At 48.6% G+C, this 23,845-nt stretch carries 26 protein-coding genes; 13 read left to right on the top strand and 13 right to left on the bottom strand.

The genetic code is table 11. The annotated features are described in order from the left end of the window. The first annotated feature begins 4 nt into the window (after positions 1-4). The 4 genes from FJ023_02345 to FJ023_02330 all read left to right on the top strand — a co-directional run bounded on the left by FJ023_02345 (position 5) and on the right by FJ023_02330 (position 3,486). Positions 5-706, top strand: coding sequence for a hypothetical protein (locus FJ023_02345; GenBank protein MBM4446180.1), 702 nt, complete (start codon positions 5-7; stop codon positions 704-706). A gap of 26 nt (positions 707-732) precedes the next feature. After that, the gene (locus FJ023_02340) at positions 733-1,482 is read left to right on the top strand and encodes a hypothetical protein (GenBank protein MBM4446179.1); all 750 of its coding nucleotides are present in this window, start codon (positions 733-735) and stop codon (positions 1,480-1,482) included. An 88-nt stretch (positions 1,483-1,570) separates the two neighbouring features. After that, on the top strand, positions 1,571-2,404 hold the full coding sequence (arsM, locus tag FJ023_02335) for an arsenite methyltransferase (GenBank protein ID MBM4446178.1): 834 nt from the start codon (positions 1,571-1,573) through the stop codon (positions 2,402-2,404). Beyond that, entirely contained in the window at positions 2,401-3,486 is a 1,086-nt protein-coding gene (locus FJ023_02330; protein MBM4446177.1) for a DUF763 domain-containing protein, read from the top strand. Before arsM ends, FJ023_02330 begins: the two co-directional genes overlap by 4 nt. A gap of 9 nt (positions 3,487-3,495) precedes the next feature. On the opposite strand, the gene FJ023_02325 is transcribed toward FJ023_02330, so the two are convergent. After that, positions 3,496-4,803 carry an MFS transporter gene (locus FJ023_02325; protein ID MBM4446176.1) on the bottom strand — a complete coding sequence of 436 codons (1,308 nt, stop codon included), beginning with the start codon at positions 4,801-4,803 and terminating at the stop codon, positions 3,496-3,498. Between the two features lie 122 nt (positions 4,804-4,925). Between FJ023_02325 and FJ023_02320 the strand changes: the two genes are divergently transcribed. Continuing rightward, entirely contained in the window at positions 4,926-5,717 is a 792-nt protein-coding gene (locus tag FJ023_02320) for a DUF3800 domain-containing protein (protein MBM4446175.1), read from the top strand. 204 nt (positions 5,718-5,921) lie between these two features. Beyond that, entirely contained in the window at positions 5,922-6,326 is a 405-nt protein-coding gene (locus FJ023_02315; protein MBM4446174.1) for a DUF2784 family protein, read from the top strand. Between the two features lie 150 nt (positions 6,327-6,476). On the opposite strand, the gene FJ023_02310 is transcribed toward FJ023_02315, so the two are convergent. Next, positions 6,477-6,974, bottom strand: coding sequence for an exonuclease (locus FJ023_02310; protein MBM4446173.1), 498 nt, complete (start codon positions 6,972-6,974; stop codon positions 6,477-6,479). A 303-nt stretch (positions 6,975-7,277) separates the two neighbouring features. Between FJ023_02310 and FJ023_02305 the strand changes: the two genes are divergently transcribed. Beyond that, positions 7,278-8,654 carry an MFS transporter gene (locus FJ023_02305; protein ID MBM4446172.1) on the top strand — a complete coding sequence of 459 codons (1,377 nt, stop codon included), beginning with the start codon at positions 7,278-7,280 and terminating at the stop codon, positions 8,652-8,654. A 371-nt stretch (positions 8,655-9,025) separates the two neighbouring features. Then, positions 9,026-9,706: a hypothetical protein gene (locus FJ023_02300; protein ID MBM4446171.1), complete on the top strand. Its 681-nt coding sequence runs from the start codon at positions 9,026-9,028 to the stop codon at positions 9,704-9,706. A 124-nt stretch (positions 9,707-9,830) separates the two neighbouring features. Here FJ023_02300 and FJ023_02295 read toward each other — a convergent pair whose 3' ends face one another. Together FJ023_02295 and FJ023_02290 are read right to left on the bottom strand one after the other, a co-directional pair. After that, positions 9,831-10,691, bottom strand: coding sequence for a DegV family protein (locus tag FJ023_02295; protein MBM4446170.1), 861 nt, complete (start codon positions 10,689-10,691; stop codon positions 9,831-9,833). 355 nt (positions 10,692-11,046) lie between these two features. Beyond that, a complete protein-coding gene (locus FJ023_02290; protein ID MBM4446169.1) occupies positions 11,047-11,529 on the bottom strand; it encodes a YbhB/YbcL family Raf kinase inhibitor-like protein in 483 nt (160 codons plus the stop codon). 297 nt (positions 11,530-11,826) lie between these two features. Between FJ023_02290 and FJ023_02285 the strand changes: the two genes are divergently transcribed. From FJ023_02285 to FJ023_02275, 3 genes are read left to right on the top strand one after another with little or no spacing between them, the layout of a single operon-like run. Then, positions 11,827-12,741 carry a DUF362 domain-containing protein gene (locus tag FJ023_02285; GenBank protein ID MBM4446168.1) on the top strand — a complete coding sequence of 305 codons (915 nt, stop codon included), beginning with the start codon at positions 11,827-11,829 and terminating at the stop codon, positions 12,739-12,741. Between the two features lie 45 nt (positions 12,742-12,786). Further along, positions 12,787-13,380 carry an ECF transporter S component gene (locus FJ023_02280; GenBank protein MBM4446167.1) on the top strand — a complete coding sequence of 198 codons (594 nt, stop codon included), beginning with the start codon at positions 12,787-12,789 and terminating at the stop codon, positions 13,378-13,380. A 42-nt stretch (positions 13,381-13,422) separates the two neighbouring features. Continuing rightward, positions 13,423-14,418, top strand: coding sequence for a DUF1893 domain-containing protein (locus FJ023_02275; GenBank protein MBM4446166.1), 996 nt, complete (start codon positions 13,423-13,425; stop codon positions 14,416-14,418). Positions 14,419-14,454: 36 nt separating this feature from the next. On the opposite strand, the gene FJ023_02270 is transcribed toward FJ023_02275, so the two are convergent. The 4 genes from FJ023_02270 to FJ023_02255 form a co-directional block, all read right to left on the bottom strand. Beyond that, positions 14,455-15,594, bottom strand: coding sequence for a hypothetical protein (locus FJ023_02270; protein MBM4446165.1), 1,140 nt, complete (start codon positions 15,592-15,594; stop codon positions 14,455-14,457). A gap of 52 nt (positions 15,595-15,646) precedes the next feature. Beyond that, positions 15,647-16,090, bottom strand: a complete 444-nt coding sequence (locus FJ023_02265; GenBank protein ID MBM4446164.1) for a hypothetical protein — start codon at positions 16,088-16,090, stop codon at positions 15,647-15,649. A gap of 88 nt (positions 16,091-16,178) precedes the next feature. Then, a complete protein-coding gene (locus FJ023_02260; protein ID MBM4446163.1) occupies positions 16,179-16,757 on the bottom strand; it encodes a MaoC family dehydratase in 579 nt (192 codons plus the stop codon). Between the two features lie 179 nt (positions 16,758-16,936). Further along, positions 16,937-17,416: a hypothetical protein gene (locus FJ023_02255; protein ID MBM4446162.1), complete on the bottom strand. Its 480-nt coding sequence runs from the start codon at positions 17,414-17,416 to the stop codon at positions 16,937-16,939. Between the two features lie 220 nt (positions 17,417-17,636). Between FJ023_02255 and FJ023_02250 the strand changes: the two genes are divergently transcribed. Both FJ023_02250 and FJ023_02245 read left to right on the top strand, forming a co-directional pair. Next, positions 17,637-18,683: an aldo/keto reductase gene (locus tag FJ023_02250; protein MBM4446161.1), complete on the top strand. Its 1,047-nt coding sequence runs from the start codon at positions 17,637-17,639 to the stop codon at positions 18,681-18,683. A gap of 12 nt (positions 18,684-18,695) precedes the next feature. Next, the gene (locus FJ023_02245) at positions 18,696-19,145 is read left to right on the top strand and encodes a DNA-binding protein (protein MBM4446160.1); all 450 of its coding nucleotides are present in this window, start codon (positions 18,696-18,698) and stop codon (positions 19,143-19,145) included. A 9-nt stretch (positions 19,146-19,154) separates the two neighbouring features. Here the strand turns inward: FJ023_02245 and FJ023_02240 are convergent, their stop codons facing one another. The 5 genes from FJ023_02240 to FJ023_02220 all read right to left on the bottom strand — a co-directional run bounded on the left by FJ023_02240 (position 19,155) and on the right by FJ023_02220 (position 23,738). Further along, a complete protein-coding gene (locus FJ023_02240; GenBank protein ID MBM4446159.1) occupies positions 19,155-19,850 on the bottom strand; it encodes an amino acid racemase in 696 nt (231 codons plus the stop codon). Positions 19,851-19,856: 6 nt separating this feature from the next. Continuing rightward, the gene (locus FJ023_02235; protein MBM4446158.1) at positions 19,857-21,221 is read right to left on the bottom strand and encodes an alpha/beta fold hydrolase; all 1,365 of its coding nucleotides are present in this window, start codon (positions 21,219-21,221) and stop codon (positions 19,857-19,859) included. Between the two features lie 140 nt (positions 21,222-21,361). Next, positions 21,362-22,114 carry a hypothetical protein gene (locus FJ023_02230; GenBank protein MBM4446157.1) on the bottom strand — a complete coding sequence of 251 codons (753 nt, stop codon included), beginning with the start codon at positions 22,112-22,114 and terminating at the stop codon, positions 21,362-21,364. Between the two features lie 15 nt (positions 22,115-22,129). Further along, entirely contained in the window at positions 22,130-22,720 is a 591-nt protein-coding gene (locus tag FJ023_02225; GenBank protein ID MBM4446156.1) for a rhomboid family intramembrane serine protease, read from the bottom strand. Positions 22,721-22,760: 40 nt separating this feature from the next. Beyond that, complete coding sequence (locus FJ023_02220) at positions 22,761-23,738, bottom strand: MBL fold metallo-hydrolase (protein MBM4446155.1); 978 nt, start codon at positions 23,736-23,738, stop codon at positions 22,761-22,763. Positions 23,739-23,845: the final 107 nt, after the last annotated feature.

The raw sequence follows: 23,845 nt of genomic DNA, 5'->3' as shown, positions 1-23,845 counted from the left end.
TACCATGGAAGAATGGATTAAACAGGTCTTCAGTGCACCTGAATTCGGCTTTTTAGTGCTGCCTGCAGGGTTTCTGCTGGGAGTGATCACTGCAGTCGGTTGTATTGGCTGCAGTGTTCCGTTGATAGCTGCGGTCATCGGATATGCCGGCTCCCAGGAACAGCCAGAGAAAAGGGACATCCTGGTAATAGCCGGTTTCTTTATGCTAGGAACAGTCCTTACCCTATCAGCAGCCGGCTGGCTTGTCGGTTACATTGGGCAGGTGGCAGGAAGCATATTCGGTTTATACGGCAAGATACTGATTGCCGTCATTACGATTTTCTTCGGGTTTGCAGCACTTAACCTTCTTCCCTTCCACATCCCATCATTCAGCCCGGTTAAAAGGAATCTCCCACGGGGCTTTGTAGGGGCTTCGGTTATGGGATTGGGTGTCGGCGGTGCCAGTATAACCTATACCATGGCATGCTGCGGCCCGATGATACTACCAGTGGTTCTCGGCTTATCTGTATTAAAAGGACAGGGAGGATGGGGTGCCCTGATACTGGCCGTGTTCGCCATTGGGTATAGCCTACCTATGGTAGCAGCTATATTAGGTATAGGATTCGGTAGATTGACCGGAATTGCCAACAAGGTTGCCGGGCCGATTCGCATCGCATCTGGCATCCTGCTGATAGCTGCAGGCTTCTGGCTGATTCTAACACTTTAAAATGCTAATCATTATGGAAGTCTTCTATGGCAACTGAATTGAGTTCGCTAACAAATATATGTCTGCCGACTATGAAGGAAAAAACCATTGGCACGATATGCTTACTTGCGCTGATGACAATGCTGATGTTCCTGCAGGCCTGCGTTGAGGCTCAGCCCGGCTTCGAAGTATTGTCTCTAGACGTTACACCAGCAAAGATTACCACCGGTGAGAAAGCCACCGTTGAGGTTGAGGTTAGAAACAACAACGCCGAAACGGATACGTACAACGTGCCTTTGATGGTCAACGGCGTAGCGGATGATAGGAAAAGCGTTGCACTTGCCCCCGGAGCCACAGAGTTAATAACCTTCACGCTTACCAGAAGCCAGGCTGGAACCTATAGAATCTCGGTTGGAAGCATGGAATCAACCCTCGTGGTCGAAAAGCCTTTACCTGCGGAATTTCGTCTTTCTAACCTGGAGATCAACCCAACTGAGGTTGACAGCGGGAGGAATATAATTATCACCGCCAAAATAGTCAACGTAGGTGGTACTCAGAGCAGCTACACTGCTGAATTGAAGATAGACGGCGTCACAAACCAGACTGAGAAACTGACTATACCTGCCGGGGCTGATTGTATGCTGGTCTTCAAAATATCCAGAGATTTACCTGGGACTTACGTGGTTACCATTGGTGACCTTAGCGGCCAGTTTTCGGTAAAGGAACCATTTATGCCAGTAATCATTATTCCCCCATGCCCTCCCTCCAACTCCGGCTCCTGTGGTCCTGGAGGCTGACGGTAGCAGTATCACTGCCCAGTTAGGGTAGAAAGCAAACAAAAGGGGAAATCATAATACTAATTTTATCTAGATAGGAGGTCAGAAAATGAAAAAAGAAGAGGTCAAAAAAGTCGTTCGGGAGGGCTATGCCCAAGTTGCCAAAAGCGGCAGTTCTTGTTGTGCTCCACAGAATCCGTGCTGTGGCACAACCAACATAGCCACAAATATGAGCAAGATGATAGGCTATACCGACGAGGATATACAGTCAGTTCCAGAGGGAGCTAATTTAGGCCTTGGCTGTGGCAACCCAGTAGCACTAGCTTCTTTGAAGGAAGGTGAGGTTGTACTCGACCTTGGCTCAGGCACCGGTTTCGACTGTTTCTTGGCGGCTAACAAAGTAGGCAAAACGGGCAAGGTTATCGGCGTGGATATGACGCCGGAGATGGTCGAAAAAGCCCGAGAAAACGCCCAGAAAGGCGGCTACGGAAACGTGGAGTTCCGGCTGGGCGAAATTGAAAACCTGCCCGTGGCTAATAATTATGCCGATGTAATTATCTCCAACTGCGTCATCAACCTATCGCCGGAAAAAGAAAGGGTCTTCCAAGATGCATTCAGAGTGTTGAAGCCGGGTGGCAGATTGATGGTCTCAGATATAGTTTTGATGAGAGAACTTCCGGATTCGATAAAGAACTCTGTGGCTGCTTACATCGGCTGTGTGTCTGGCGCTGAAATGAAGGATAAATATTTAGAGGCTGTCAAGGCAGCGGGGTTCAAGCGAGTAAATATAGTTGATGAGACATCTTTCCCTACTGATTACGCACTAAACGACCCGACATTACAGACACTAATTACTGACCTAGCTATCCCCAGAGATGATCTTAAAAAGCTAGGCAGCTCAATTAGAAGCCTAAAGGTCCATGCAATAAAACCGGGCAAATGACCAACTCGGCACAACGAACTGGAATTGCCAATCTGCCTTTGCACTACGGCAAAGCGCCGCGGTGGCTATTCGACCGCATGACCAAGCTGGCTCGGGAAATCACCATCGCCATCACCACCGAGTTCGGTCCTAATGAGATGCTCCGCCGCCTGTCAGACCCTTTCTGGTTTCAAGCCTTCGGTTGCGTCCTAGGTTACGACTGGCACTCCAGCGGCGTCACCACCACAGCATGCGGTGCCCTCAAGGAAGGGATAAGAGGGCTGGAAACCGACCTGGGCTTATTCATCGCCGGCGGCAAGGGCAGAACATCGCGGAAAACTCCAGCTGAAATAGAGAACTACGGTCATCTCTTAAAGTCAAACCCATCAACCCTGGTCTATGCCAGCCGTATGGCAGCCAAGGTTGATAACTCAGCACTTCAAGACGGCTATCAACTATACCACCATACCTTCCTCTTCACCGCCGATGGTTCATGGTCGGTAGTCCAGCAGGGGATGAATGAAAACAATCGCTACGCCCGCCGCTATCACTGGCTGGGCGAAAAAATAACCGATTTTGTCTGCGAACCCCATTCTGCCATCTGCTCACAGGCTAAAGGCACAGCCTTAAATCTAGTAGCCGCTGAGAGCCAACCGGCACGGGACACCATCACCCAGATCACACTTGAGGAAAAACCAGAGGTACTCATCAGCCAGTTAAAGAGACTCAAGACCCTAGACCTGCCATCTCGCCATCACCTCAGCCTCGATGATATCCATCCCGACCGTCTACATAAGACCCTTCTTATCACCTATGAGCATAAACCCGACAACTTCGAGAATCTACTGAGCTTAGAAGGTGTCGGCCCAAAAACTATCCGCGCCCTCAGCCTGATCTCAGAGCTTATCTACGATGTACCGGTCAGCCTTCGTGACCCAGCCCGCTACAGCTTCGCCCACGGCGGCAAAGATGGTCACCCTTATCCTGTGGACAGGAAAACCTACGATAGAAGCATCGAAATCCTGCATAAAGCTCTGGAAAAGGCCAAAGTTGGTGACCAGGAGAAAATAGCTGCCTTCAGACGATTAAGAGCCTGGTTATAGACACGCTGTCTAGACTGAGCCAACATTCGTGTCTATCTTTGGTTTTGGTGGCGTACACAGGAAAATAGCTACAAAGCCAATGGCTCCTGCTATCCAAGAGATGACCATGATTGTGAAATAGGTGCCTTGGAGGTCATAAACAAACCCTGCCAGAGGCGCAGCCATGGCTTGAAACGACATCGAAATAGGCGAAACCACTCCATTAATGTTTGCGAAGGCCGTGGCCCCCAAATAGTTACCAATAATAGTGGGGACACAGATATAGGCTAGCCCGAAGCCAAAACCGGCCAGCAGCGGGTATAGATAAGCCGTCCACATAGCCTCGGGCGAGACGAACCAGAACAGAAACCCTCCCAGCAGAACGCAAAAAGCACCGAAGGCAAAAAGGAAGCGTGGCTCGATAATGTCACCCAGAGCGGCAGTAGTGAAACGCCCCACAATGCTCAAGCCGATAGCCAAACTGTAGAAGAAGGCCGCCATGGCCGGGTCAAAACCACGGTCTTGCAAGTGGAGAGGTCCCTGAGTGACAATCACCTGCCACAGAAAGAAACTGCACACCACAGCAACCACTAAAAGCCATAACGTTGGCGCCTTTAGAGCATCGCGCAAAGTCCAATCAACGGGGGTGCGATATGTTCGCGTCGCCCGAGTGGTATCGCTTACTGCTGCCTCCGCTTCATGCGGAGCCAGCCCATGAGGATGTTGACCTACATCAGATGGCTGGTTTCGCACCGTAAGCATAGCCACAACTATCCCGATTATTGAAGCCAAGGCGATAATAAACCAGCCAACGCGCCAGTTTCCACCGCCAGCCTCAACCGCCACACTTATTATTTGAGGCGCCAAAAAACCACCAATAGCTCCACCTCCCATTACCAGGCCCATAGCCATGGCACGGCGGGCACTAAACCAAGCGACGATCACCGTTTGAACCGGAATCATCGAGGCAAGCGCTGCCCCCAAGCCAACAAATAGAGACAGAACGAGGTACATTGAGTAGATGTGGCCTATCAAGCCCATGAGAAATGTAGCCATGGTCACAATGGTTCCGCCGATAGCCAGGGTAACACGCGCTCCGAAACGGCCAATCATCCAGGCAGCCAGTGGGCCAGTGAGGCCAAAGAGAAACATTAAGGCAGTAGCGCCTATCATTGTTTCTCCCCTCGACCATCCCATCTCCTCAATCATAAACGGATAGAGCACCGCCGGGCTGTAGAAGGCAAAACCGATGGGGATGGTATAAACAACCCAAAGGAAGAATATTAACCACCACCCATAGAAGCCCTTTGTTTTCGTCTCAGCTGCCAAAATAACTATCCTTTTTCATTTCTAAAGATGCTCAGCGCACGAGCTTAATATTATACCACCATGACTCATGTTTTGACCCACTACCCAATGATAATATTGAATGTACAAAAATTAGCACTTATAATGTTCGTATGGCATTCAACTGCTACATAGACGAAAGTGGGGATGAGGGCATAACCTGCGGTGGTTCCAGGTGGTTTACTGTGGGAGCACTTGTCGTTCACGATTCACTACAAGAACAAGCCCGCTCAATGGTTACTAGGATTAGAAATAGGTTTAACTTGAGAGAAGACCAACCATTACACTGGCGAGATATCAAAAAACATGATAAGAAATTATACGTATGTAAAGAATTATTAACAGAAAAATGGCTTTACATACTTATTACAACAGATAAAACCCATCCCTATATTGTTGAGGCAAAGGGTTTAAAACAGAAGTGCGCCATGTATTTCTATTCGGTAAGACTTTTACTTGAAAGGCTAACATGGTATGCTCGTGATAATGGAAACGAGAAAGTCGTCCCGACCTTCGAATACCGGTCTAACATTAGCTATAAGGGGATGACTGATTATTTATCCTCTTTATCTCAAGGAATACCCGAAACACAAATATCTTGGAACAATTTGGATTGGGGAAATTATAAAATAATGCAGAAACGGCAAAGTCTGCTATTGCAGGCATCTGATTGCATCTGTGGTGCAGCTAATGACGGGTTAGAATACAGCGAGTTGGGATTTATTGAACCGCGATATATTCTCAGTTTATGCAAGCGCTTCTATCGCAGGGGCGGTAATCTATTTTCCTATGGCTTCAAATTTTTGCATGCCGATGATAATGAATTACTCAATTTGAAGAAAGAATATGAATGGTTAAATCAAATGGAGGCAAAAACAAAGCCCGAAGGATCCCATAGCTCGTAGACTACTGCCGCCAATTAAGGCGACCTTCGGACTCCAACAGTCTTATTACTAGCGGTAAGTATAGCATATACGCTATGCGTTGTCAAGTTTTTTCCAACACATCTGTTCTTATTAGCCCTAACACTATGTCCAAATTGACCACTACCCAAGATTGACACAGAACTGAACGTAAAGTATACTCGCCGAAAATCTGGCTGGCATATAATGCACTGGAAGATTCTTGCCGATGTAGTTACAGGGCTACACCTTTCCCTGATAAGCTTCTTTGCTGTTTCGGTGGTGCTTTTAGCCATAGGCTTCTTCAAAACACGTCGCAATTGGAAGATATTCTATTGGGTTTTCGTTGCCCTGGCAGTGGGCTTGCAGGTGGCACTGTCGACGGGGATATTGAAGTCCTGTCCTATAACCGACTTAGAATATAAGCTGAGAATGTTTTATGACACCAGCGAAAGCTGGTTGCGAACCAGGTCGCTTCTGGCAACTGCCATATTCAATGTGACCGGAATGGAGGTGCCTGAATATGCCTTGACCATTGCCATGGTGACTGGAATAGCAGTAATGGTAATTTCCCTTATTCTCTGGAGACCCGCCAAGCTCGGCTCACGTTAGACATGTTTTGCCAGCCAGGCTTAGCTCACACTGGCAAATGGGATATTGTAAAGCAAATTAGAATCTTGGAATTTGCTTAGAATTTAAATATCAGGATTTCGGGCTTCGCAGCGCTTTAGAGAACCAGCCACACCATTGCAGAGGCAATCCTCAGAACGAATTCAGCCTGTCTCTCAGCACTTTGAGGTTCACCACATCTTCTCTGTTATACTTCAGTAGAAGCTTCAAGGCGCTCTGGTTGCCGCCCTTGAGGTAACTCCACCATAATCGTACTGCCTCATATCCGTTGACGCCCTGGAGCTGCCGGGGGATGCCTAGCCGTCGCTCAACCAGTTTCAAGCCACCATATAAGCCGCATCTCCAGCAATCATACATCAGGTCGTGATGGTCGTATTGAGTGTCGAGGTTCATGCCAAGAGACGCGGCAATGAAACGAATATCAAATCTTCTGCCGTTATAGGTATAGACGGTTTCTACGTTCCTAAGGGCGGTGATGAGATTGCCCCTGGTGACCTCATCGCCTACCAACTGAACGAGTTCATTATTTCCGCCATCGCAACGGAGCACGCCTATCACAGTTATGTAGTCGTAACCAGGTAATAAACCGGTGGTCTCTATATCGAGATAGGCTTCAGCTGACCGTCTCATAGCCTGCGCCTTACCCTTCCGTCAGATTCCCTAATAGCATACACCAGTGACACCTAGGTTGTCACTAATGGGATTCCTACCAACCCCTCACCCTTTATCCCTCTCCCCTTCATAAGGGGAGAGGGAAGAAAATTATTAAAGGGGCTTCGCCCCTTTAAATTCCGCTTATAAAAACCTCTCCATTAATGTTATTCTCTTGTGTTCATATTGCCAATTTCAGGCCAAGCAAATCTCGCCTTCACACCAAAGGCAACAAGTGGTAGAATTGGCAAGTTTACACAAATTCGAGAATCTGAGACAGGCATGGACAAGGCACCAAGTCGGCAAGCCGCTTTATTGGTGACTACGGTGGGCTCCTTCCTCACCCCCTTCATGGGCTCCTCCATAGCCATTGGACTCCCCTCAATTGGGGATGAATTAGCCATGGACGCCATCATGCTGAGCTGGGTGGCTACGGCATACATCCTGTCAGCAGCCATGTTCCTCGTCCCTCTTGGCAGAATAGCCGACATATATGGCAGGAAGCGAATCTTTACCTACGGCATGCTTACCTACACTGCTGCCTCACTTCTTTCGGCAGTGTCAACTTCAGCGGCCATGCTCATCTCCTTTAGGGTCTTACAAGGAATAGGCGGGGCAATGATTTTCAGTACCGGCGTGGCTATTCTAACATCAGTATTCCCTCCCGAGGAGAGAGGCAGAGTCCTGGGCATAAATGTTGCCGCTGTCTATGCAGGACTTTCAGTAGGTCCATTTGTGGGAGGGCTATTAACACAATACCTCGGCTGGAGAAGCATCTTCTGGGCAAATGTACCTCTGGGCTTACTGATAATCGCTCTTGTCTTCTGGAAAATGAAAGGCGAATGGGCTGAAGCGAGAGGGGAAAAACTAGATATCGCTGGCTCCATAATCTACAGCCTGATGCTTATAGCCATAATGTATGGATTCACCATGCTGCCAGAGCTGCCAGGTGCCGGGCTAATTCTAGCTGGTGTCCTCGGAATCATAGCCTTCGTTAAATGGGAAAACAGAGTGGAAAACCCCGTCCTTGATATAAGCCTGTTCAGGAACAACACGGTATTCGCACTATCCAATCTGGCGGCATTAATCAATTACAGCGCTACGTTCGCCGTTGGCTTTCTCCTGAGCCTGTACCTCCAATACATAAAAGGTCTCACCCCTCAAATCGCCGGCTTAGTACTGGTAGCGTCACCCGTGGTGCAGGCTATCTTCTCGCCGTTCGCCGGTAGGCTTTCCGACAAAATCGAGCCGCGAATTGTGTCTTCAGCAGGTATGGGACTAGCTGTCATCGGCCTTATCTTCTTCATTTTCTTAGACCAGACAACAAGCCTGTGGTTCATCATAGCCGGTTTAATAACCCTCGGCTTCGGCTTCGCCCTCTTCACCTCCCCCAACACAAACGCGGTTATGAGCTCTGTTAACAAGAGATTTTACGGGGTAGCCTCGGCAACGCTGGCTACGATGCGGCAGCTCGGGATGATGTTCAGCATGGGCATGGGCATGGTAATGCTGATATTCGCCGTATACATCGGCCATGTGCAAATCACACCGGAATATCATCCGGCTTTCCTGAGCAGCGTGAACACGGCATTTATCATATTTGCCGCCCTATGCTTCGGCGGCATCTTTGCCTCGCTGGCAAGAGGCAAAGTGCGATGAAGCCGTCCGCAAAGTCCAAAACAAATGACACAACTTTCAAGGCTTGAGGACTGAGTTTCCACATATCTTAAGCGCAATCTACACGGCTGCATTGCTTTTGATATAGGCCACTGCACAGACATAACATCTGCTTGTTAACTCGTATCACTATAGACGATTATTAGAGGAGCTGAAGATTCTAGTAGAAGAAGAGGTAATAAAACAGGCATTGATGTACATCGTCTGATATGTGCGGATGAAAAGGATCTGCCGTGGATTAGCGAAGCTACGTTCACAGTACAAAAGTATGAGTTAAAAAAGGACTAATGAGGGGTTCACCAAATCGGAAACGTATATTATGATATACATAGATATCCTTGAGGAGTACAAATATGGCCGACATGATAAATGGACGACCGATAGAAGGCAGAATTTCGATTCAAGCTGAATCATTTTTCACGCAATCAACTGACATCTTGAATGACAATGCAAAACTCAAGCAAGTAAAAGTAGTAGCGTACACTGAGACGTGCACCCTTACCGGCCATACCTATTGCATGAATCATCAACGCCTTTTGGATGCCCTTAATCAAGGCTTTATACCAAATTCGTTGCCCATTGGAAAGGACTTCGTGCCACTTACCAAGGTCGAGGTGTCATTCCCAAATCGAGAAAGGGAATTTATGTCATCTATTTACGTTAGGAAGGCTAATATTCTTTTTGTCTGCGAAGATAATGGACATCAACCTAAAATGTCAGAAATTAATGATATACCAAAAATATACCCGGTGAAAGCGAAAACCCCCATTGAAGCAGAGATACGTATGAAATTATATACCCTAACGGGCCAGATATATACTCAAGCGTGGCAAAAACTGTTAGATGCCGTTGAGAGGGCTGACAATTTCTTACCACTAACAAATGTGGAAATATATCCGGCACTGGCTAATACTGCATTGACATTTGATTTTGTCGCTGTCAACCGGGACAAAATAATCTACGTTGCTGAATCTTTAAGGTTGACTAAAGCCCCTTCGCCTGCGATGGAACTTACAACTTCAATTCCGGGGTAGTAGAAATCAAGATGTCACAGCCCTTTGAGGCGGTTAATCAGTCCCATTTTAACCTACTTTGTCACTGCGCAATCCTACTAAGACGTTCGCAATATCAGCCTCTGCGTCTTAAATTTTATCATCCTTAATCGGCGTAGAAGCCGATGGCAAGGAGCCCGGGGCCACAATGCACCCCCATGACTGGGGCAAACTCAGTTATATACATTTCAGCGCATTTAAATCTCGATTCAATCTCAGCAGCGAGCTTCTTCGCTTCTTCCAACTCATCGGCATGCTGCACCATGACATGTACTTTAGAATCGCCCATCCTCTGTGCCATTATCTTAAGCATACACTCTACAGCCCTTCTCTTAGTCCTGGGGCGTGCCACGGGCATCGTCTCACCAATCTCCGGATTATGTTCCAGTACAGGTTTCATATCCAGCACAGAGCCAACCCAAGCCGCGGCTCTGGCGATGCGACCCAGCCTGGCGAGATAGTAGAGCGTATCCAGCATGGCCAGGAAATTCACCTTGCCCATTATTTTTCGTGCCGCCTCGATTGCCTCAGCCATCCCTGCACCCTTGCTGGCCACTCGAGCCGCCTCACGAACAATAAACCCCAAGGCAGCAGCCACAGAGCGGCTGTCAAACACCTCGATGGTAGTGTTTGGCATCTCTTCTTTGGCTATCTCCCTGGCTGCCGACGCTGCCTCAAAAGTCTTGCTTTGCAAACTGGTCACGGTGATACAAAGTATGCTTTCGGCTTTCTGCCCCACCTGCCGATAGACTTCGAGGAAGTCACCGGCTGATGCTGTTGAAGTGGTGGGTAAGTTCTCCTTTTTCCGCATGATTTTGTAGATTCCGTTAGGGGTAATATCAATTCCATCGCGGTAGCTCTTGCCTTCGTAGACTATCTGGAGGGGTACCACACTGATATCATATTTCTCCACTATCTCCTGCGGCAGACAACAGACGCTGTCAGCAACAACGGCGACTTTCCTCATAGCACACCCCCTAAAGAATTATATAACTACTTTGCCATACGAGGTAGTCGTCTGTCAATAGCTTGTGCTAGCCTCTTCCATAAAAAAGAGGGGTTCTCGAAAAGAATGTAGGCCTTTCCAACGTAGATATATCAAAAATCAAAACTTAAAAGTCAAAATGCCAGATGAAAATGCAAATATTACTTTTTGCTCTTCGAGACCGTATAGACATGAAGATTGCCTTTACTTTCGACTTTTGAATCGTCATTTTGCATTTTGATGTTTGACTTTTACATTACCCCCGGTCCGAAAAATGCAGACCCGAAGGTCTGTCCCTATATTGGTTGTGCTAGGGTCAAGTGTGGCTAAATAAGGCTCAGCGCTGATATATGCCTATGAGCTGGCTTTCGGCAAGTATATGCCCCTGCATAGCCTGCAGCACCTGCTCTTTTGACGCGCCGGCAGCCAAATCTAAGGACTTATCTAATGCACATAGAGTGAAGCGGTAGTGATGCGGAGAGCCTGACGGTGGACAGGGGCCAAAATAACCAATTTTGCCGGCACCGCTCTTGCCCTGTAAAGCTCCACTGGCCAGCTTGCCGTCCTTAGGCACAGCTTCTGGCAAGCCCCGGGTATCAGGCGGCAAGTTGAAGATAACCCAATGTGTAAAAACTCCGAAGGGAGCATCCGGGTCATCAACTATCAGGGCAAACGAGGCTGTCCCAGCCGGGACTTGATTCCAATCGAGCGGCGGTGAAACGTTTTGTCCTTCACAGGTATACTTGACGGGAATTTTCGCCCCAGCCACAAAAGCAGAGCTGGTAATGACAAACGCTGCGCTGCTATCCACCAGGGGCATTTCAGGTTTTGGGGCTGCCGCTTCTTCAGACTGTAGTTTTTCTTCTGATGGCGCCGGTTGCGCACAGCCGGCAATAGCGAACGCTATCAATAACAAGCTCACAAAGACCAGGCCAAGCTTCCACATTTTCTATCACCTCCTCATTGTTGAACAGCAATATGATTGGCAAGATTTCGCCATCTGTCACTGCCGAGACAAATCCTATTCGCTTCTCAGATCCCTGTCAAGGTCGACCTTTTTGTCCGATTGACATTTGTCAGCTATAATATAGATGAAAAAGATTAACACAAAGTACCCATGTCCACTGAGAAATTGCCAACCACGGTAAGTCTGGTGCGCACCCAAAACCGGCTAGAGGGCGTGCCCAAGGCTATCGCTTTGCTCCAGTCCAATCCGGTGCGGGGCAAATCAGTCGTCCTCAAGCCCAATTTCAATACCGCCGACCCAGCTCCCGGCTCCACTCACAACGACACCTTGCGCGCCCTGGTCTTAACCCTTCAGCAGATGGGGGCTACCCGCATCATTCTTGCCGAACGCTGTGGCCCAATGACTACCACCCAGCGAGTGATGAAAGATAAAGGGGTCTTTGAGCTGGCTCAAGAGCTGGGCTTTGACATCGTCAACCTAGAAGAGCTTGGGGCCGATGGCTGGGTTCACTTCCATCCCAAAGATAGCCACTGGAAAGATGGCTTTCTCTTCCCTCGTCTTTACCTTGAGGCAGAATCCATCGTGCAGACTTGCTGCCTGAAGGCCCACGCTTACGGCGGCCACTTCACAATTTCCCTGAAAAACTCCGTAGGTATGGTAGCAGGCAAAGGCTATCCATACATGCAAGAGCTGCACGGGTCACCACACATCCGACAGATGATAGCCGAAATCAACACCGCCTATTCTCCTGATTTAGTTGTGCTGGATGGTGTGGACGCCTTTGTCAAAGGTGGTCCGGACCAGGGCACCCGGGCCCAGGCTAATGTGCTCCTTGCAGGCAGCGACCGTGTGGCCATTGATGCCGTGGGAGTAGCCATATTGCGGCTACTTGGCACAACTTCGCTGGTGAGCCAAGGAAGCATCTTCGAGCAAGGCCAGATTGCCAGAGCCGCTGAGCTAGGCCTGGGCATAAAATCGCCCGACCAGATTCAATTGGTTACCGGCGACCCCGAGAGCGAAGCCTTTGCCACACAGGTCAGGGACATCTTGCTTAACGAACAATAGCAGAAAAACATAAACAGTTGTCTATGCTGAAAGGAGCCTTTACTGATGATTGACAGAATCGCCTTTTCTAGACCTCAGACCTTCCCTATGGCACTAAAATACAACGACATCCGGAGCTATGTCCTTACAGTCATGTTCGTTGCTCTGGCTGTATTCATGCCCTGGGCTTTCCACCAATTTCATCTTGCCGGGCCCACCTTTCTGCCCATGCACATCTTCGTATTGATAGCCGGGCTGCTATTTGGCTGGCGTGCCGGCCTGGTTGTCGGACTGCTTACGCCACTGGTGAGCTATTTCATCTCGGGTATGCCTGTCCTGAATGTTCTGCCGCAGATTATAATTGAGCTTTCAGCCTATGGCTTTATAGCCGGTATACTGCGCCAGAAATACAACCTGCGAACAATATGGTCATTGCTCGGAGCCATCATAGGCGGACGCATGATGCTACTACTGGCAATTCTGTTAATATACTTCATCGCAGGGACAAGCTACAGCCCTCTAGGCCTAGAGGCGAATCCATTTGTTTCCTTTTGGTCGACGATTAAGCAGGGCTGGCCAGGCATAGTTGTACAGTTGGTTTCTATACCGATAATAGTCTGGCTGGTGGAAAAGGTTCAGGTAGAAAGAACTAGAAAGTAGCTGCGACCTTTAGCGTCGCCGATTACCCCACATGCAAAGCACATGTACAAACCCTTGTTCGATGAATTCCTGACCAGCGGCAAAACTCTCCAAGTATATGAAGGCGGCAAGCTCATCTTTACCTCAAACAAGGACGGGCTGCTGCCATTCGTCGAGTACCTCGAGAAATTCGCCTCCGATCACCGGAATGTAGTCATCTTCGACAAAATAATGGGGCATGCTGCGGCTCTACTATGCATTAAGGCAAATTGCCGGGAAGTCTACAGTCCGCTGGGCAGCCAGCTTGCCGTCGAGGTGCTGGAGAAATACGGCGTCAAGTATCACCTGACCGAAATCGTGCCCTACATCCAGAAGCCCAACCAGAAAGATATGTGCCCCATGGAGAACCTATCGCTCGATAAAGAGCCTGAAGAGTTCTACAGGCTAATCAAAAACTTATTAGCCGAAACCCCTGCTAAGGTAATTAAGGAGGTAAACAGAAAGATGAAGAAATCATCCCCGGAGGTGGTCTACAAAGAATTATTAAAGGGTAAGACCATGGCTCTGGTTATTGAACATGAGTTACGCGGTGTTACGCCTGATATGCTAGACTGGTGGTGGGACAACATGGATAACGATACTTACAGGTTGTGGCACCCGCAGGACCATGTTGCGCTTGAGTGGCAAATCCCGCCAAGCGAGGTGGGACATGCCGGTGCTATCCATATGGCTTGCGAGAGTATAAGCGACGTACCGGCTCATATTTTACGCATCCGCTGGGAGGAGCCTAGTGCGGCGCCCATTGCTACAATTTACAGTCATGTCAATGTCGGCAGTGCCCTTGCCGCCGGCGCTGACGACATACCCCTCGGTAGTGCCGTCCATGAATATGAAGAGACGTCTTACGGAACACAAATGCGCTCCACATTTATTCTTCCCGCAGTTGTACCTCAACAGTTCCTTGATTCTTTGCGTCAACACAATATAGCTGAAATGGGCCGGTTCCCCGAATTTCTGCCACAACTGTTTAAGCAGAAAACCGCTGCTGAGGCAAAGTAACCTATGCCAGCGAACATCCGTCTAAGTTGAACTCACTTATTGTGCCTCAGTTCGTAATCTAGTTGCTGAGACTAACACAGCCCCCAGACCGAAAAGAGCTATGGCGAGTCCGATCCAAAAGCCCAGATATGGTATCAGCCTGAGCAAACTAAGAATAACAAGCCCCAATGCCAGAGCTCCCACCATGATAGCCTTGGACTCCACCTCTCTAGAGCGCACGATAATCCATCGCCCTATGAACAGACCAACGAAGACCTGGCTGATATAAATAGCTATCGCATACAGGGCCAAGGCAATTAATCCCACCGGTACACCGATGACCGTAATGCACACCATTATGGCAGCGACAGGGGTAGCGAACAAAATGACAGCTCCCCAACCCAGACTTGTCCAAGGTTTACTTCGTATTGAATCAGCGATTGACGCTGACCTTCTAGGAACAATCAAGATGATAATTATACCTGTCACCAACGCCATCAGGAAGCCCACCACCTTACCACCTATTCCACTGAATGGGGCAGGTTTCTTTATTTCCGGCACATTGTGGGTGGTTTTACCGCCGACCTCAGCACCGGACTGAATATCAGCTTCATTTTCGCTGGTGTAGGTCAAATCGCCACCAACATCCGCTGTAGATGTTACGGCCAGGTTGTCAACTTTAAGTTCAATGTCTCCCTTAACTCCATTACTAATGGTAACTTCACCACCACCACCTTTGACATCTCCTTCAACAAGCCCGCCAATACGTACATTCCCGGCGCCAAAAAGAAAATCACCACCGATTTTGGCTTTGTTAGCGATACTCGCCTGGCTACCGAAAACTATCAGGTCACCACTAACATCGCCGTTGATATTGACTGTTTCTCCCGCCAGTCGCGCTGCATGGGCAACATTACCGTTAATACTGACCGTCTGGCCGGCAGCGACAATGCTGCCCTTGACTTCACCGTTAACCGTAATAGTGCTACCAACCGCCCAGAGGTCACCATTAACGATGCCATCAATAATAATAGTGCTACCGGCTATATAGAGGTCATCATCAACTACCTCCCCACTGGCAATAGTGACGGTATCCTCGCTACGAAGGTCGGCCGCCAAAACAGGCGCGGAAATGAAGAAAGTCAACAATACAGCAAACAGAAGGGCAACCAGCCCTGTTGAGATGTGTTTTTCCATAATTCACCTCCAATAATCTGCTTTAAAACCTCGTTCGAAACAAGGCATGTTACTAAGGTAGAATAACCTGTGCCGTGCCGACGGCTACCTTTTCTCCATCTTGATTCATTACCCACAAATCAAGAACTACAAAGTTTTCCCGTTTGCCAATCGGGTGCTTTTCGGTCACAGCAGCGCCATAAGTGCAGCTAGAACCGACAGGCACAGGCTTAATAAGCTTGACCTCCATTCTCTTCAACCTGCCACCGACAGGGAACGCCCAGTTGGTAATGACGGTAGCCATCAGTGACATCGTCTGATTACCATGCATCACCGGAAGCGGCAAGCCGAACACCTGGGCTGTCTTGCACCACTCTGGATGGGTGTGAACCGGGTTATAATCAAGCGAGGCTACAGCGTGTTTCCAGATAACCTCTTGGCTTACGTGTTGCTTAACTTCAGGCAGCACATCACCGCAATTTACCCACTCAAAGGTTAACCTCTTTGCCATTATCATTACCTCCCTAAATGTGGATAATTCCTCTCTGTCATTGCGAGCCAAGCGTGGCAATCTCTCAGGTTGCTTTAGAGCTCGCGTGCATTACTCACGCCTCCAGAGCATGCTCGCCCTTGATGAACCTCAACACATCGGCCTTGGACCTAGGCAAGACCAATGTCATGAAGCATCTTCCCTTCAACTTGCCGTTCTGGTCGTACATCTCGGACAGATACCTCATGTAATATTTCCCTCTTTTAATCCATTTATCATGGCTTTTAGTCTTAACAGTAAGGACATCGCCTACCCGAATCGGGTCATGCCATTCAATTATCTGGCCGGGATTTCTGGACCCCGGAGTCCTAATCCAGCTACCATGCCCCTTCTTGAGAACAAAGAAAAGGACCTGAGTAGCGAACATGGGATGAGCCACCAATCCATCATAGCCGCATTTCTTGGCGTATTCCTCATCATAAAACACTGGATTAGCATCAGGAACTCCTTCGGCGTAAGCAATCACATCCTCAGCCTTGACCTCAAACTTGAACGGTATTACAGTCTCCTTGCCTATCTCTATTTCATCCCAGAACTCGTAATCCTCTATCTGTTGCCGTTCGAGAAAATCGGCTGAGAAGCTTTTCTGTTTTTCCGTCTTCTGATATTTCGCCATCTCTTCTAAGTAACCCATTCTTTACCTCCTTATCATTCATGATTGCCCCTGAACTCGACTTATGATTATATCACAAGGGTCCGTCCGACCGTCCCTACATAATCCGCCAAATTGTGCAACCAGACAACTAGCTAATCGATTTTGCGTAGTTGTAGCTTCATCTCGTTGTGGCTATAACATATAACATCTGCTCAAGCCTACCGCCTTACCGATTGTCTATGCTCGTTCCACAGTTGTCGTACCTGTTCAAGATGCTTTTTGGTTTCAGCAGCTAGATTTAGGAGAACGTGTCTAAGCTCGACCGAGTCTGTCTCAAAAACATCAAAGAATTTATGCTCAATTATACTTTCCTCAATATACACGGCGACAGACAAGGCATTAATCAAAGACAATGCTTTTACTCTGTTAGGCTCGGACTCCCTCTCCAAATAGCTCGAGAAGACGCTGATGGCAGTTGTATTGAATCTACCCTCACTTGGATACAGACCCCTCCTGCCAGCAATTTCACACAACCTGCGTAGCTCGCTGGCATGGTCTACTTCATCGACAGCCAGCCCAGCCCAGAAGTCTTTATATTCCGGGAATCTATCTGCGTAAGCTCTATAAAGCCGCGCCACAGCCTCCTCATTCTTAGCCAGCATTTCTATGATATCTGAGCCTTTGTCTCCCAATGGCATAGAACGCCTCCTTCACCAGCCTGGTAGCCCATATATGATGATTAGATGTTTACCATAATTCTACACCCAGTTCTCTTTCAATAAAAGAGGTTGGAGTTTGCAAGCCATCAAAAAGTAAAAACCTGCTGCCTTGTCATTTCAGCCAGCCCTTGTGTGCGGTAACTTTATCTCAGGACGTGGTACAATTACCCGAAGCGGTTTATTTCTCTGAGGTGGCACGTTGGAGAAGATAAGACTGGGCAAAACTAATATGCTCGTCTCGCGATTGGGTTTCGGTGGTATACCAATTCAGAGGCTCACCGAGGATGAAGCAGTCAACGTGGTCAAAAGATGCCTGGACCTGGGCATCACTTTCATTGATACTGCCAATGCTTATACCACCAGCGAGGAACGCATCGGCAAGGCTATCTCAGGACGGCGGGAGGAGCTTATTATAGCCACAAAGTCGCTTTCACGAAAGCGCGAGGGGGTGGAAAAACACCTAAAGCTAAGCCTGGAGCGGCTTAACGTTGAGTATATAGACCTGTACCAATTCCACGGCATCAGCGACTTTAACTCTCTGGACATGGTTCTTGGCCCCAACGGGCCGATAGCCGTGGTGGAAAGGGCTAAAGACATGGGGCTGGTGAAACATATCGGCATTACTTCGCATCAGATAGACGTAGCCAAGAAAGCGGTGGCATCAAGCCGCTTCGAAACCATCATGTTTCCGTTTAATTTTGTTACCTCAGAAGCAGCCGATGAGCTTCTGCCCCTGGTCAGAGAACATAACGTCGGTTTTATAGTCATGAAGCCACTGGCCGGCGGGATGATAGACAACGCTGAAATCGCCTTCAAATATCTTCTCCAGTTTCCGGATATGGTGACAATCTGCGGCATAGAGAAAGTGACTGAGATAGAGGAAATCATCCAGATACTGGACGGTCCCCACACAATGACAGCAGCAGAGCTGGAAGAGATGCAAAAACTAAAACAGGAACTTGGCACCAGGTTTTGCCACCGCTGCGACTACTGCCAACCCTGCAAAGAAGGTATATTGATATCCACTGTCATGATGTATCCCAGCTTGGTGCGTCGTTTACCTCCGGAACATTTGGTCTCAGGCATCTGGGGTGCAATCGTGGAAAAGGCAACTAGCTGCAATCAGTGCGGTGACTGCGAGGAAAGATGTCCGTATCATCTTCCCATTCGAGATATGATTTCTGAGTACGTCAACCAATATCAGAGGGAAAAGAGTAAACATCAAAAGCTAGAGCCATCAGCATAAAGGAGGCTTGCCATGAAGTCATCTGAAGGGAAAATCGGTCGGGTTTTTGTAATTCGCCTTGAAGATGGCGACGCTATCCCTGCCTGCATCGAGAGTTTTGCCGAGGAGAAGAAGATTTCTGTAGGACAGGTCATTCTGATTGGTGGTATCGGCGATGGTCAGGTAGTTGTTGGCCCTCGACGGTCAGATGAAATGCCGCCCGAACCAATGCTCCTCCCCGTGGACGGGGTGCATGAGGTAGTCGGTGTGGGGATAATCGCTCCTGATAACAAGGGTAAACCAACGCTGCATACACACGCCGCACTGGGAAGGTCAGGAAAAACCACCACCGGCTGCCTGCGCCCCGGTGTAACCACCTGGCTGGTGGGGGAGGTAATCATCTTCGAGATACTGGGCACAGACGCAGTTCGTATTACCAGCGAGAAGGCAAGCTTCGAGCTTCTGCAGGTGGACCGGACTTAGGACGGCTTTCTACGACAGCATCTGAGCAACGACACGCTCAACGTGAATCCTGGTTGTATCTAAAAATGGTATGCCGTTGTATGTTTCTTCTCTCAAAATCAAGGGCAGTTCCGTCCCCCCCAAAATCAAGCCTTCGATGCCTTCCTGCGCTTTTAGCCGCTCGACTATTCCCAGCAATCGTTCACGCGTTTCAGAAAGTATAATGCCGTTTACCAATTCATTCATGTACTTGTCATGAATATAGACTTGCTCCTCCACCCCAGGCACTACAATGGTTATCCCCTCTTTAGAAAATGTATCTGGATAGAGCCGTCCCTGCATGGTGAAGCGTGTGCCAAACAAGCCAACTCGTTTCAGACCTAATTTCTTAGTCGCCTCGCAAGTGGCCTCCACAATACTAACCAGCGGAATCGGTGACTGGCGAGAAAGCTCACCAAATACTATGTGTGGTGAATTGGATGCCAACAACACCAAATCGGCTCCCGCTTTAGCCAGCTTCTGCACTTCCCCCAATAGATAGTCCGTTAGCCTGACTAATTCATTCGCACCAATCAAATCCAGCATCTTTTTCATGTCGATGCTGTTTATTATGATTAAAGGGTAACTTCCATCCTGTTTTCGTTGGCGGTATGATGCAATAATCTGGCGGTAGTACTCTGTGGTTGACTCTGGCCCAATACCGCCAACGATTCCTAGAGTTTTCATCTTAAATTATTTAGCCTGGATAAAATCGTTAAACTGCACATAGATTCTATCTTTCGTACATACCCAGTTGGGAACGTTTATCACCTGTGTCCCACCACCACCACCCCGTGGTGTAAGTACAAGTGATATTATTCCATCCGGAGGGTCAGCCGCCGGGATATAAAGGTCAGCACCGCTTATGAAAAACGGAATTGCCGAAAAGAAATAAGGAATCGGTGTGGAAAGATCGTTTTTATCGTCAGCGCCATTATCATTAACAAATATGGCAATTACCAGCTTGTTAAGGGGACATATGGCAGGGGTGACTATATTAGAGCCATTGACTGTGAGAACGTCGCTGTCAATGCCCTGGTCGCCCCAAAATTCTTTGTTCCTGGTAATCAAAAGGTTGCTTTGGTGGTCGCTGGTATCGGCGTGGCTGCTGAGCCCTTTGCCGGGCATCTCTGTGTTTAAACGAATTAAGTAATCGCTTCTTATAAAAGGTTCAAAATAGTAGTGCGTCATAAAAGTTTCTTGTAGCAGGCAAAATTCGTAATTCACGCTGCTCCTGGCATTAAAGGGGCCCCAGGCTCCAGTCCCACCTATTGGAAAGGTTGCCTGTGGCTGGCTCGTGGTTCTGGCGCCAGTTTTGCCATCGACTTCCCATATCTGTAAAGTGGTATCTGAAGCTCCTGTGTTTTGTGGGAAAATGACCGCTCTTCCGGCAAGCTGAATTTTACTAGAAGGCTCAAGTACAATCTTGTCCGTTGCCGGTGCCTGGCCAGTAAGGAATTTGTACATTTCCACAAATGCCTCAGCGCAGGTGGCGCACTCGACATGAACCACGTTGGGAAGATTTACATTCGTCGCTCCTACTATCTCACCAGCAGGAAGGAATCCAGGCGGTCTCTGCCCAGCCCATAAAGCCAAGGTGGGCACTCCACCTGGAAGGTCGGTGCTTGTCCTGCCGTCGATATTTACATAGTGGGCAACCCTTGCAGCACGTTCCGGCGAGCTTCTCAGGTATGTCTGCATCACCATTGTGCCCAGAGAATGCCCGACAACGTCAACCTTATCGGCGCCGGTATCCTTGATAACGGTGTCGATAAGCTGGTCAATGCCCGCAAGAACATCCGCCGGTGGAAATTCAGGGGAGAGACCGGCGGAGGTATCGTACTCATAGGCTGCTATGTAGTTGGAGGGATAGCCGTTGCTTTCAAATCGCATAGCCTGTGACTCGAATTGGGCTGCTGAACCGGCAAAACCATGAACAAAAATGATGGGCTTAATATTGCTGGGCGTTGTAACCTTGACCTCGCCTGGCGTGCATGCTGGGAATAACATCCCGACCAATACGAGAACTGCAAGCATACCAAATAATTTATTCTTCATGCCTTTAACCTCCTTGAATTAACGTTTTCATGCTCTAGGCAAATTCTCTTGTGAATCATAATATAATGGTGCATCCCATTTTATGTAGTTGAGCCGAGAATTGCAATCGGCCTTCTTTCGGCAATAAGCCCTCTTCTACCTTAGAAAGTAAAAACGAGGGACTTTGTTATTTCGGCCAGGCTACCCGTTAAGGCTTCCCTATCGGCATACCTTACATCCAGAGTCCGCGGCGAGATTTTGTCGGCTTTTGCCTGCAGATATCTACATTCCCCTATCAACGGCTTTAAAATCAGCCGGTTGCCGCCGAAAAAAATGTGGTCAGGGGCGAAGCTCCCCAACTTCTCCTCAATTCTATTGCCGACCCGGCGCAGGAAATCCTTCCTCTGCTCCTCGGTCCTGCGGGCAAATCTCTTCTGGCTTCTGCCGCCTTTCCTGTGTTTTTTATGTATATATCCGGTGCCTGTTTTCCATGCCACCAGCTTATCAGCATCAAATATACCTAAAGCATACCACCCCCACGTTACCAGAACGACACCAATGATATATCTCCTCTCCAGAACTTCGTGTAGGACTGAGACATCAAGTTTACCTGCGGAAACCTTGTTCTCAGCGATGGGGAGCGGTGGCAGGACAATGTGCTTGTTCCCAAGTCCATTCCAGAATATGGCTGCACCGGTCCCGTATTTCTCGGCACCACTGACGACCGCCTCAGCTTTAACCGCCTCCTCAATTTCATCGGCATGGGCAGCGTACTTCGGCCCTAATGACAGCTCATCCACATAGTCCGGGAAAGAAGCGGCGGAGATATATAGGGTGACAAAATTTCCAGCCGAGACGTCGAGAGAGGAAAGAAAATGGTATAAACCTGCTTTGTGGAAGAACCGACTTCGCATGGTACTGTGGGCGAACTAAGAGAATGGGGTACGCACCCGTCTACGCAAGACGAGGCCGGCTATTAGACCGAAAACTAGGCCGCCGAGGTGACCTTGCCAGGCCACGCCAGGGACAAAAGACATTATGAGGAAACCTACCAACACCGCCACCCAGAGTGGGATAGGGGCCGGTATGGGAAACACGTACACTCGCAATCTGGGCGTCAGTATGGCAAGCGCGCCACCCAGAGCAAAGATGGCACCTGAGGCACCGATAACTATGGCATAAGGCGAACCCAGGAGCATAAACAATACATTGCCCAGTATTCCGCCGCCAAAATATATTATGAGAAAGTCACGAACCCCGATGAGCCTGATTAAAAAGCTGCCGAAAAAGTAGAGGGTAAGCATATTGAATACCAGATGCCATATACCGCCATGGACAAAAAGGTTGGTCAAGATTGTCCAGGGTTGTGCCAGGAAAGACGCAGTTCGCAGCCCCAGCAGCGGTATAAGGTCGTGATCCATCATCCCTGCTACAATGGTGGCTATATACACCAAGAAGCAGAGGATTATTATGGCCAGTATCGGCGCGATATTATCACTTCGGTAGCTGCGATAGCTCATCTTTCTCCGTGCTATTCCAAAAAGCTTCCACTGATTTTCGCTACGCCAGCGAATACAGCACCTTATGATTTTTCGTCTCTTTGCGCACCTTGCCGTCTGCCTCGAGGTAGTCCAAGTGGGCGATAGTCTCCCCCACAGCAAAGAATTTCTGCACTGGAGGGAATTCTGCCCACGAGTTGCAGTCTATATCCCAGGTTATATAAGGGGCTACTTCCCAGGCTGTCTTCTCCCCATTTTCCAGAGCTGACAACGCCTCATTCAACCTGTCCCGGTGATGCTCCTGCAGTTCGGTAATCCTTTTTCTATGGTCGTGCCAAATATTGCGATGGCCGGGCAAAACAAGACTCACATCAAGTGCATAAACCTTCTCTAGGTTTGTTAGATAATGCTTGAGTGAATTTTCCAGTTGCGGCCAATGAGTGATGTTCGGAGTGATGTCAAAAAGAATATGGTCACCACAGACAAGTACCTTCTTGCTGGCCTCGTAAAGGCACATATGTCCCGGGGAGTGCCCCGGTGTTTCGATACATCGGAACAGGTAATCACCAATCTCTATCTCACCCCCTTCTACCATAGCGATAAAATTAATCTGACGTCTCGAGCTATAACGATAGCCCGGATGACCCTCCCACACCCTTTTCATTTCATCCTCGGGAAAGCCATGGGAGCCATAAAAGACGAAGTGCTTCTTCCAGTAATCTTCGGACGGCTGGAAATTAATAAAGGAGGCTTCCGTCCTGTTGAAGTATACTTTGGACGTATCAGTGGCCAGAACCCCCACCAGACCTGAATGATCGGCATGCAAATGAGTGATGAAGAAGTCCGTCCTGTCAAGGTCGACATCCAGCTTTTGCAAGGCAGAGCGCATCGGACGCAGACATTCCTCACGGTTCATTCCCGTGTCGATAATTAGAAACCGGTCCCGCCCCTTTACCACATAAGAGTTCAGAGCCTTTAAAGGGCTTCTGGGAAGGGGGATTTCAAGTTTGTATAGGCCAAGCAAAAGCTCTTCAATCATCAGAAAGTTAACCTCAAACGCAAAACGTATTGGTTATTTTATCATCTTTCATAGCTTTTTGTCTTTACTTAATTTGTCTTTACTGAATATGTAGGGACAGGTCTTTA

The sequence above is a fragment of the Chloroflexota bacterium genome, from assembly GCA_016875875.1.
In the GTDB taxonomy this organism is placed as follows: Bacteria; Chloroflexota; Dehalococcoidia; order GIF9; family UBA5629; genus 9FT-COMBO-48-23.
The sequence above is the reverse complement of the archived record's forward strand: the minus strand, read 5'-3'. Positions and strand labels throughout refer to the sequence as shown.

Bases quoted from the DNA above. Each gene is read 5' to 3' on its own strand.
- FJ023_02345 (MBM4446180.1), top strand. From the start codon at position 5: ATGGAAGAATGGATTAAACAGGTCTTCAGTGCACCTGAATTCGGCTTT.
- FJ023_02340 (MBM4446179.1), top strand. From the start codon at position 733: ATGGCAACTGAATTGAGTTCGCTAACAAATATATGTCTGCCGACTATG.
- arsM (MBM4446178.1), top strand. From the start codon at position 1,571: ATGAAAAAAGAAGAGGTCAAAAAAGTCGTTCGGGAGGGCTATGCCCAA.
- FJ023_02330 (MBM4446177.1), top strand. From the start codon at position 2,401: ATGACCAACTCGGCACAACGAACTGGAATTGCCAATCTGCCTTTGCAC.
- FJ023_02320 (MBM4446175.1), top strand. From the start codon at position 4,926: ATGGCATTCAACTGCTACATAGACGAAAGTGGGGATGAGGGCATAACC.
- FJ023_02315 (MBM4446174.1), top strand. From the start codon at position 5,922: ATGCACTGGAAGATTCTTGCCGATGTAGTTACAGGGCTACACCTTTCC.
- FJ023_02310 (MBM4446173.1), bottom strand. From the start codon at position 6,974: ATGAGACGGTCAGCTGAAGCCTATCTCGATATAGAGACCACCGGTTTA.
- FJ023_02305 (MBM4446172.1), top strand. From the start codon at position 7,278: ATGGACAAGGCACCAAGTCGGCAAGCCGCTTTATTGGTGACTACGGTG.
- FJ023_02300 (MBM4446171.1), top strand. From the start codon at position 9,026: ATGGCCGACATGATAAATGGACGACCGATAGAAGGCAGAATTTCGATT.
- FJ023_02295 (MBM4446170.1), bottom strand. From the start codon at position 10,691: ATGAGGAAAGTCGCCGTTGTTGCTGACAGCGTCTGTTGTCTGCCGCAG.
- FJ023_02290 (MBM4446169.1), bottom strand. From the start codon at position 11,529: ATGCCCCTGGTGGATAGCAGCGCAGCGTTTGTCATTACCAGCTCTGCT.
- FJ023_02285 (MBM4446168.1), top strand. From the start codon at position 11,827: ATGTCCACTGAGAAATTGCCAACCACGGTAAGTCTGGTGCGCACCCAA.
- FJ023_02280 (MBM4446167.1), top strand. From the start codon at position 12,787: ATGATTGACAGAATCGCCTTTTCTAGACCTCAGACCTTCCCTATGGCA.
- FJ023_02275 (MBM4446166.1), top strand. From the start codon at position 13,423: ATGTACAAACCCTTGTTCGATGAATTCCTGACCAGCGGCAAAACTCTC.
- FJ023_02270 (MBM4446165.1), bottom strand. From the start codon at position 15,594: ATGGAAAAACACATCTCAACAGGGCTGGTTGCCCTTCTGTTTGCTGTA.
- FJ023_02265 (MBM4446164.1), bottom strand. From the start codon at position 16,090: ATGATAATGGCAAAGAGGTTAACCTTTGAGTGGGTAAATTGCGGTGAT.
- FJ023_02260 (MBM4446163.1), bottom strand. From the start codon at position 16,757: ATGGGTTACTTAGAAGAGATGGCGAAATATCAGAAGACGGAAAAACAG.
- FJ023_02255 (MBM4446162.1), bottom strand. From the start codon at position 17,416: ATGCCATTGGGAGACAAAGGCTCAGATATCATAGAAATGCTGGCTAAG.
- FJ023_02245 (MBM4446160.1), top strand. From the start codon at position 18,696: ATGAAGTCATCTGAAGGGAAAATCGGTCGGGTTTTTGTAATTCGCCTT.
- FJ023_02240 (MBM4446159.1), bottom strand. From the start codon at position 19,850: ATGAAAACTCTAGGAATCGTTGGCGGTATTGGGCCAGAGTCAACCACA.
- FJ023_02235 (MBM4446158.1), bottom strand. From the start codon at position 21,221: ATGAAGAATAAATTATTTGGTATGCTTGCAGTTCTCGTATTGGTCGGG.
- FJ023_02230 (MBM4446157.1), bottom strand. From the start codon at position 22,114: ATGCGAAGTCGGTTCTTCCACAAAGCAGGTTTATACCATTTTCTTTCC.
- FJ023_02225 (MBM4446156.1), bottom strand. From the start codon at position 22,720: ATGAGCTATCGCAGCTACCGAAGTGATAATATCGCGCCGATACTGGCC.
- FJ023_02220 (MBM4446155.1), bottom strand. From the start codon at position 23,738: ATGATTGAAGAGCTTTTGCTTGGCCTATACAAACTTGAAATCCCCCTT.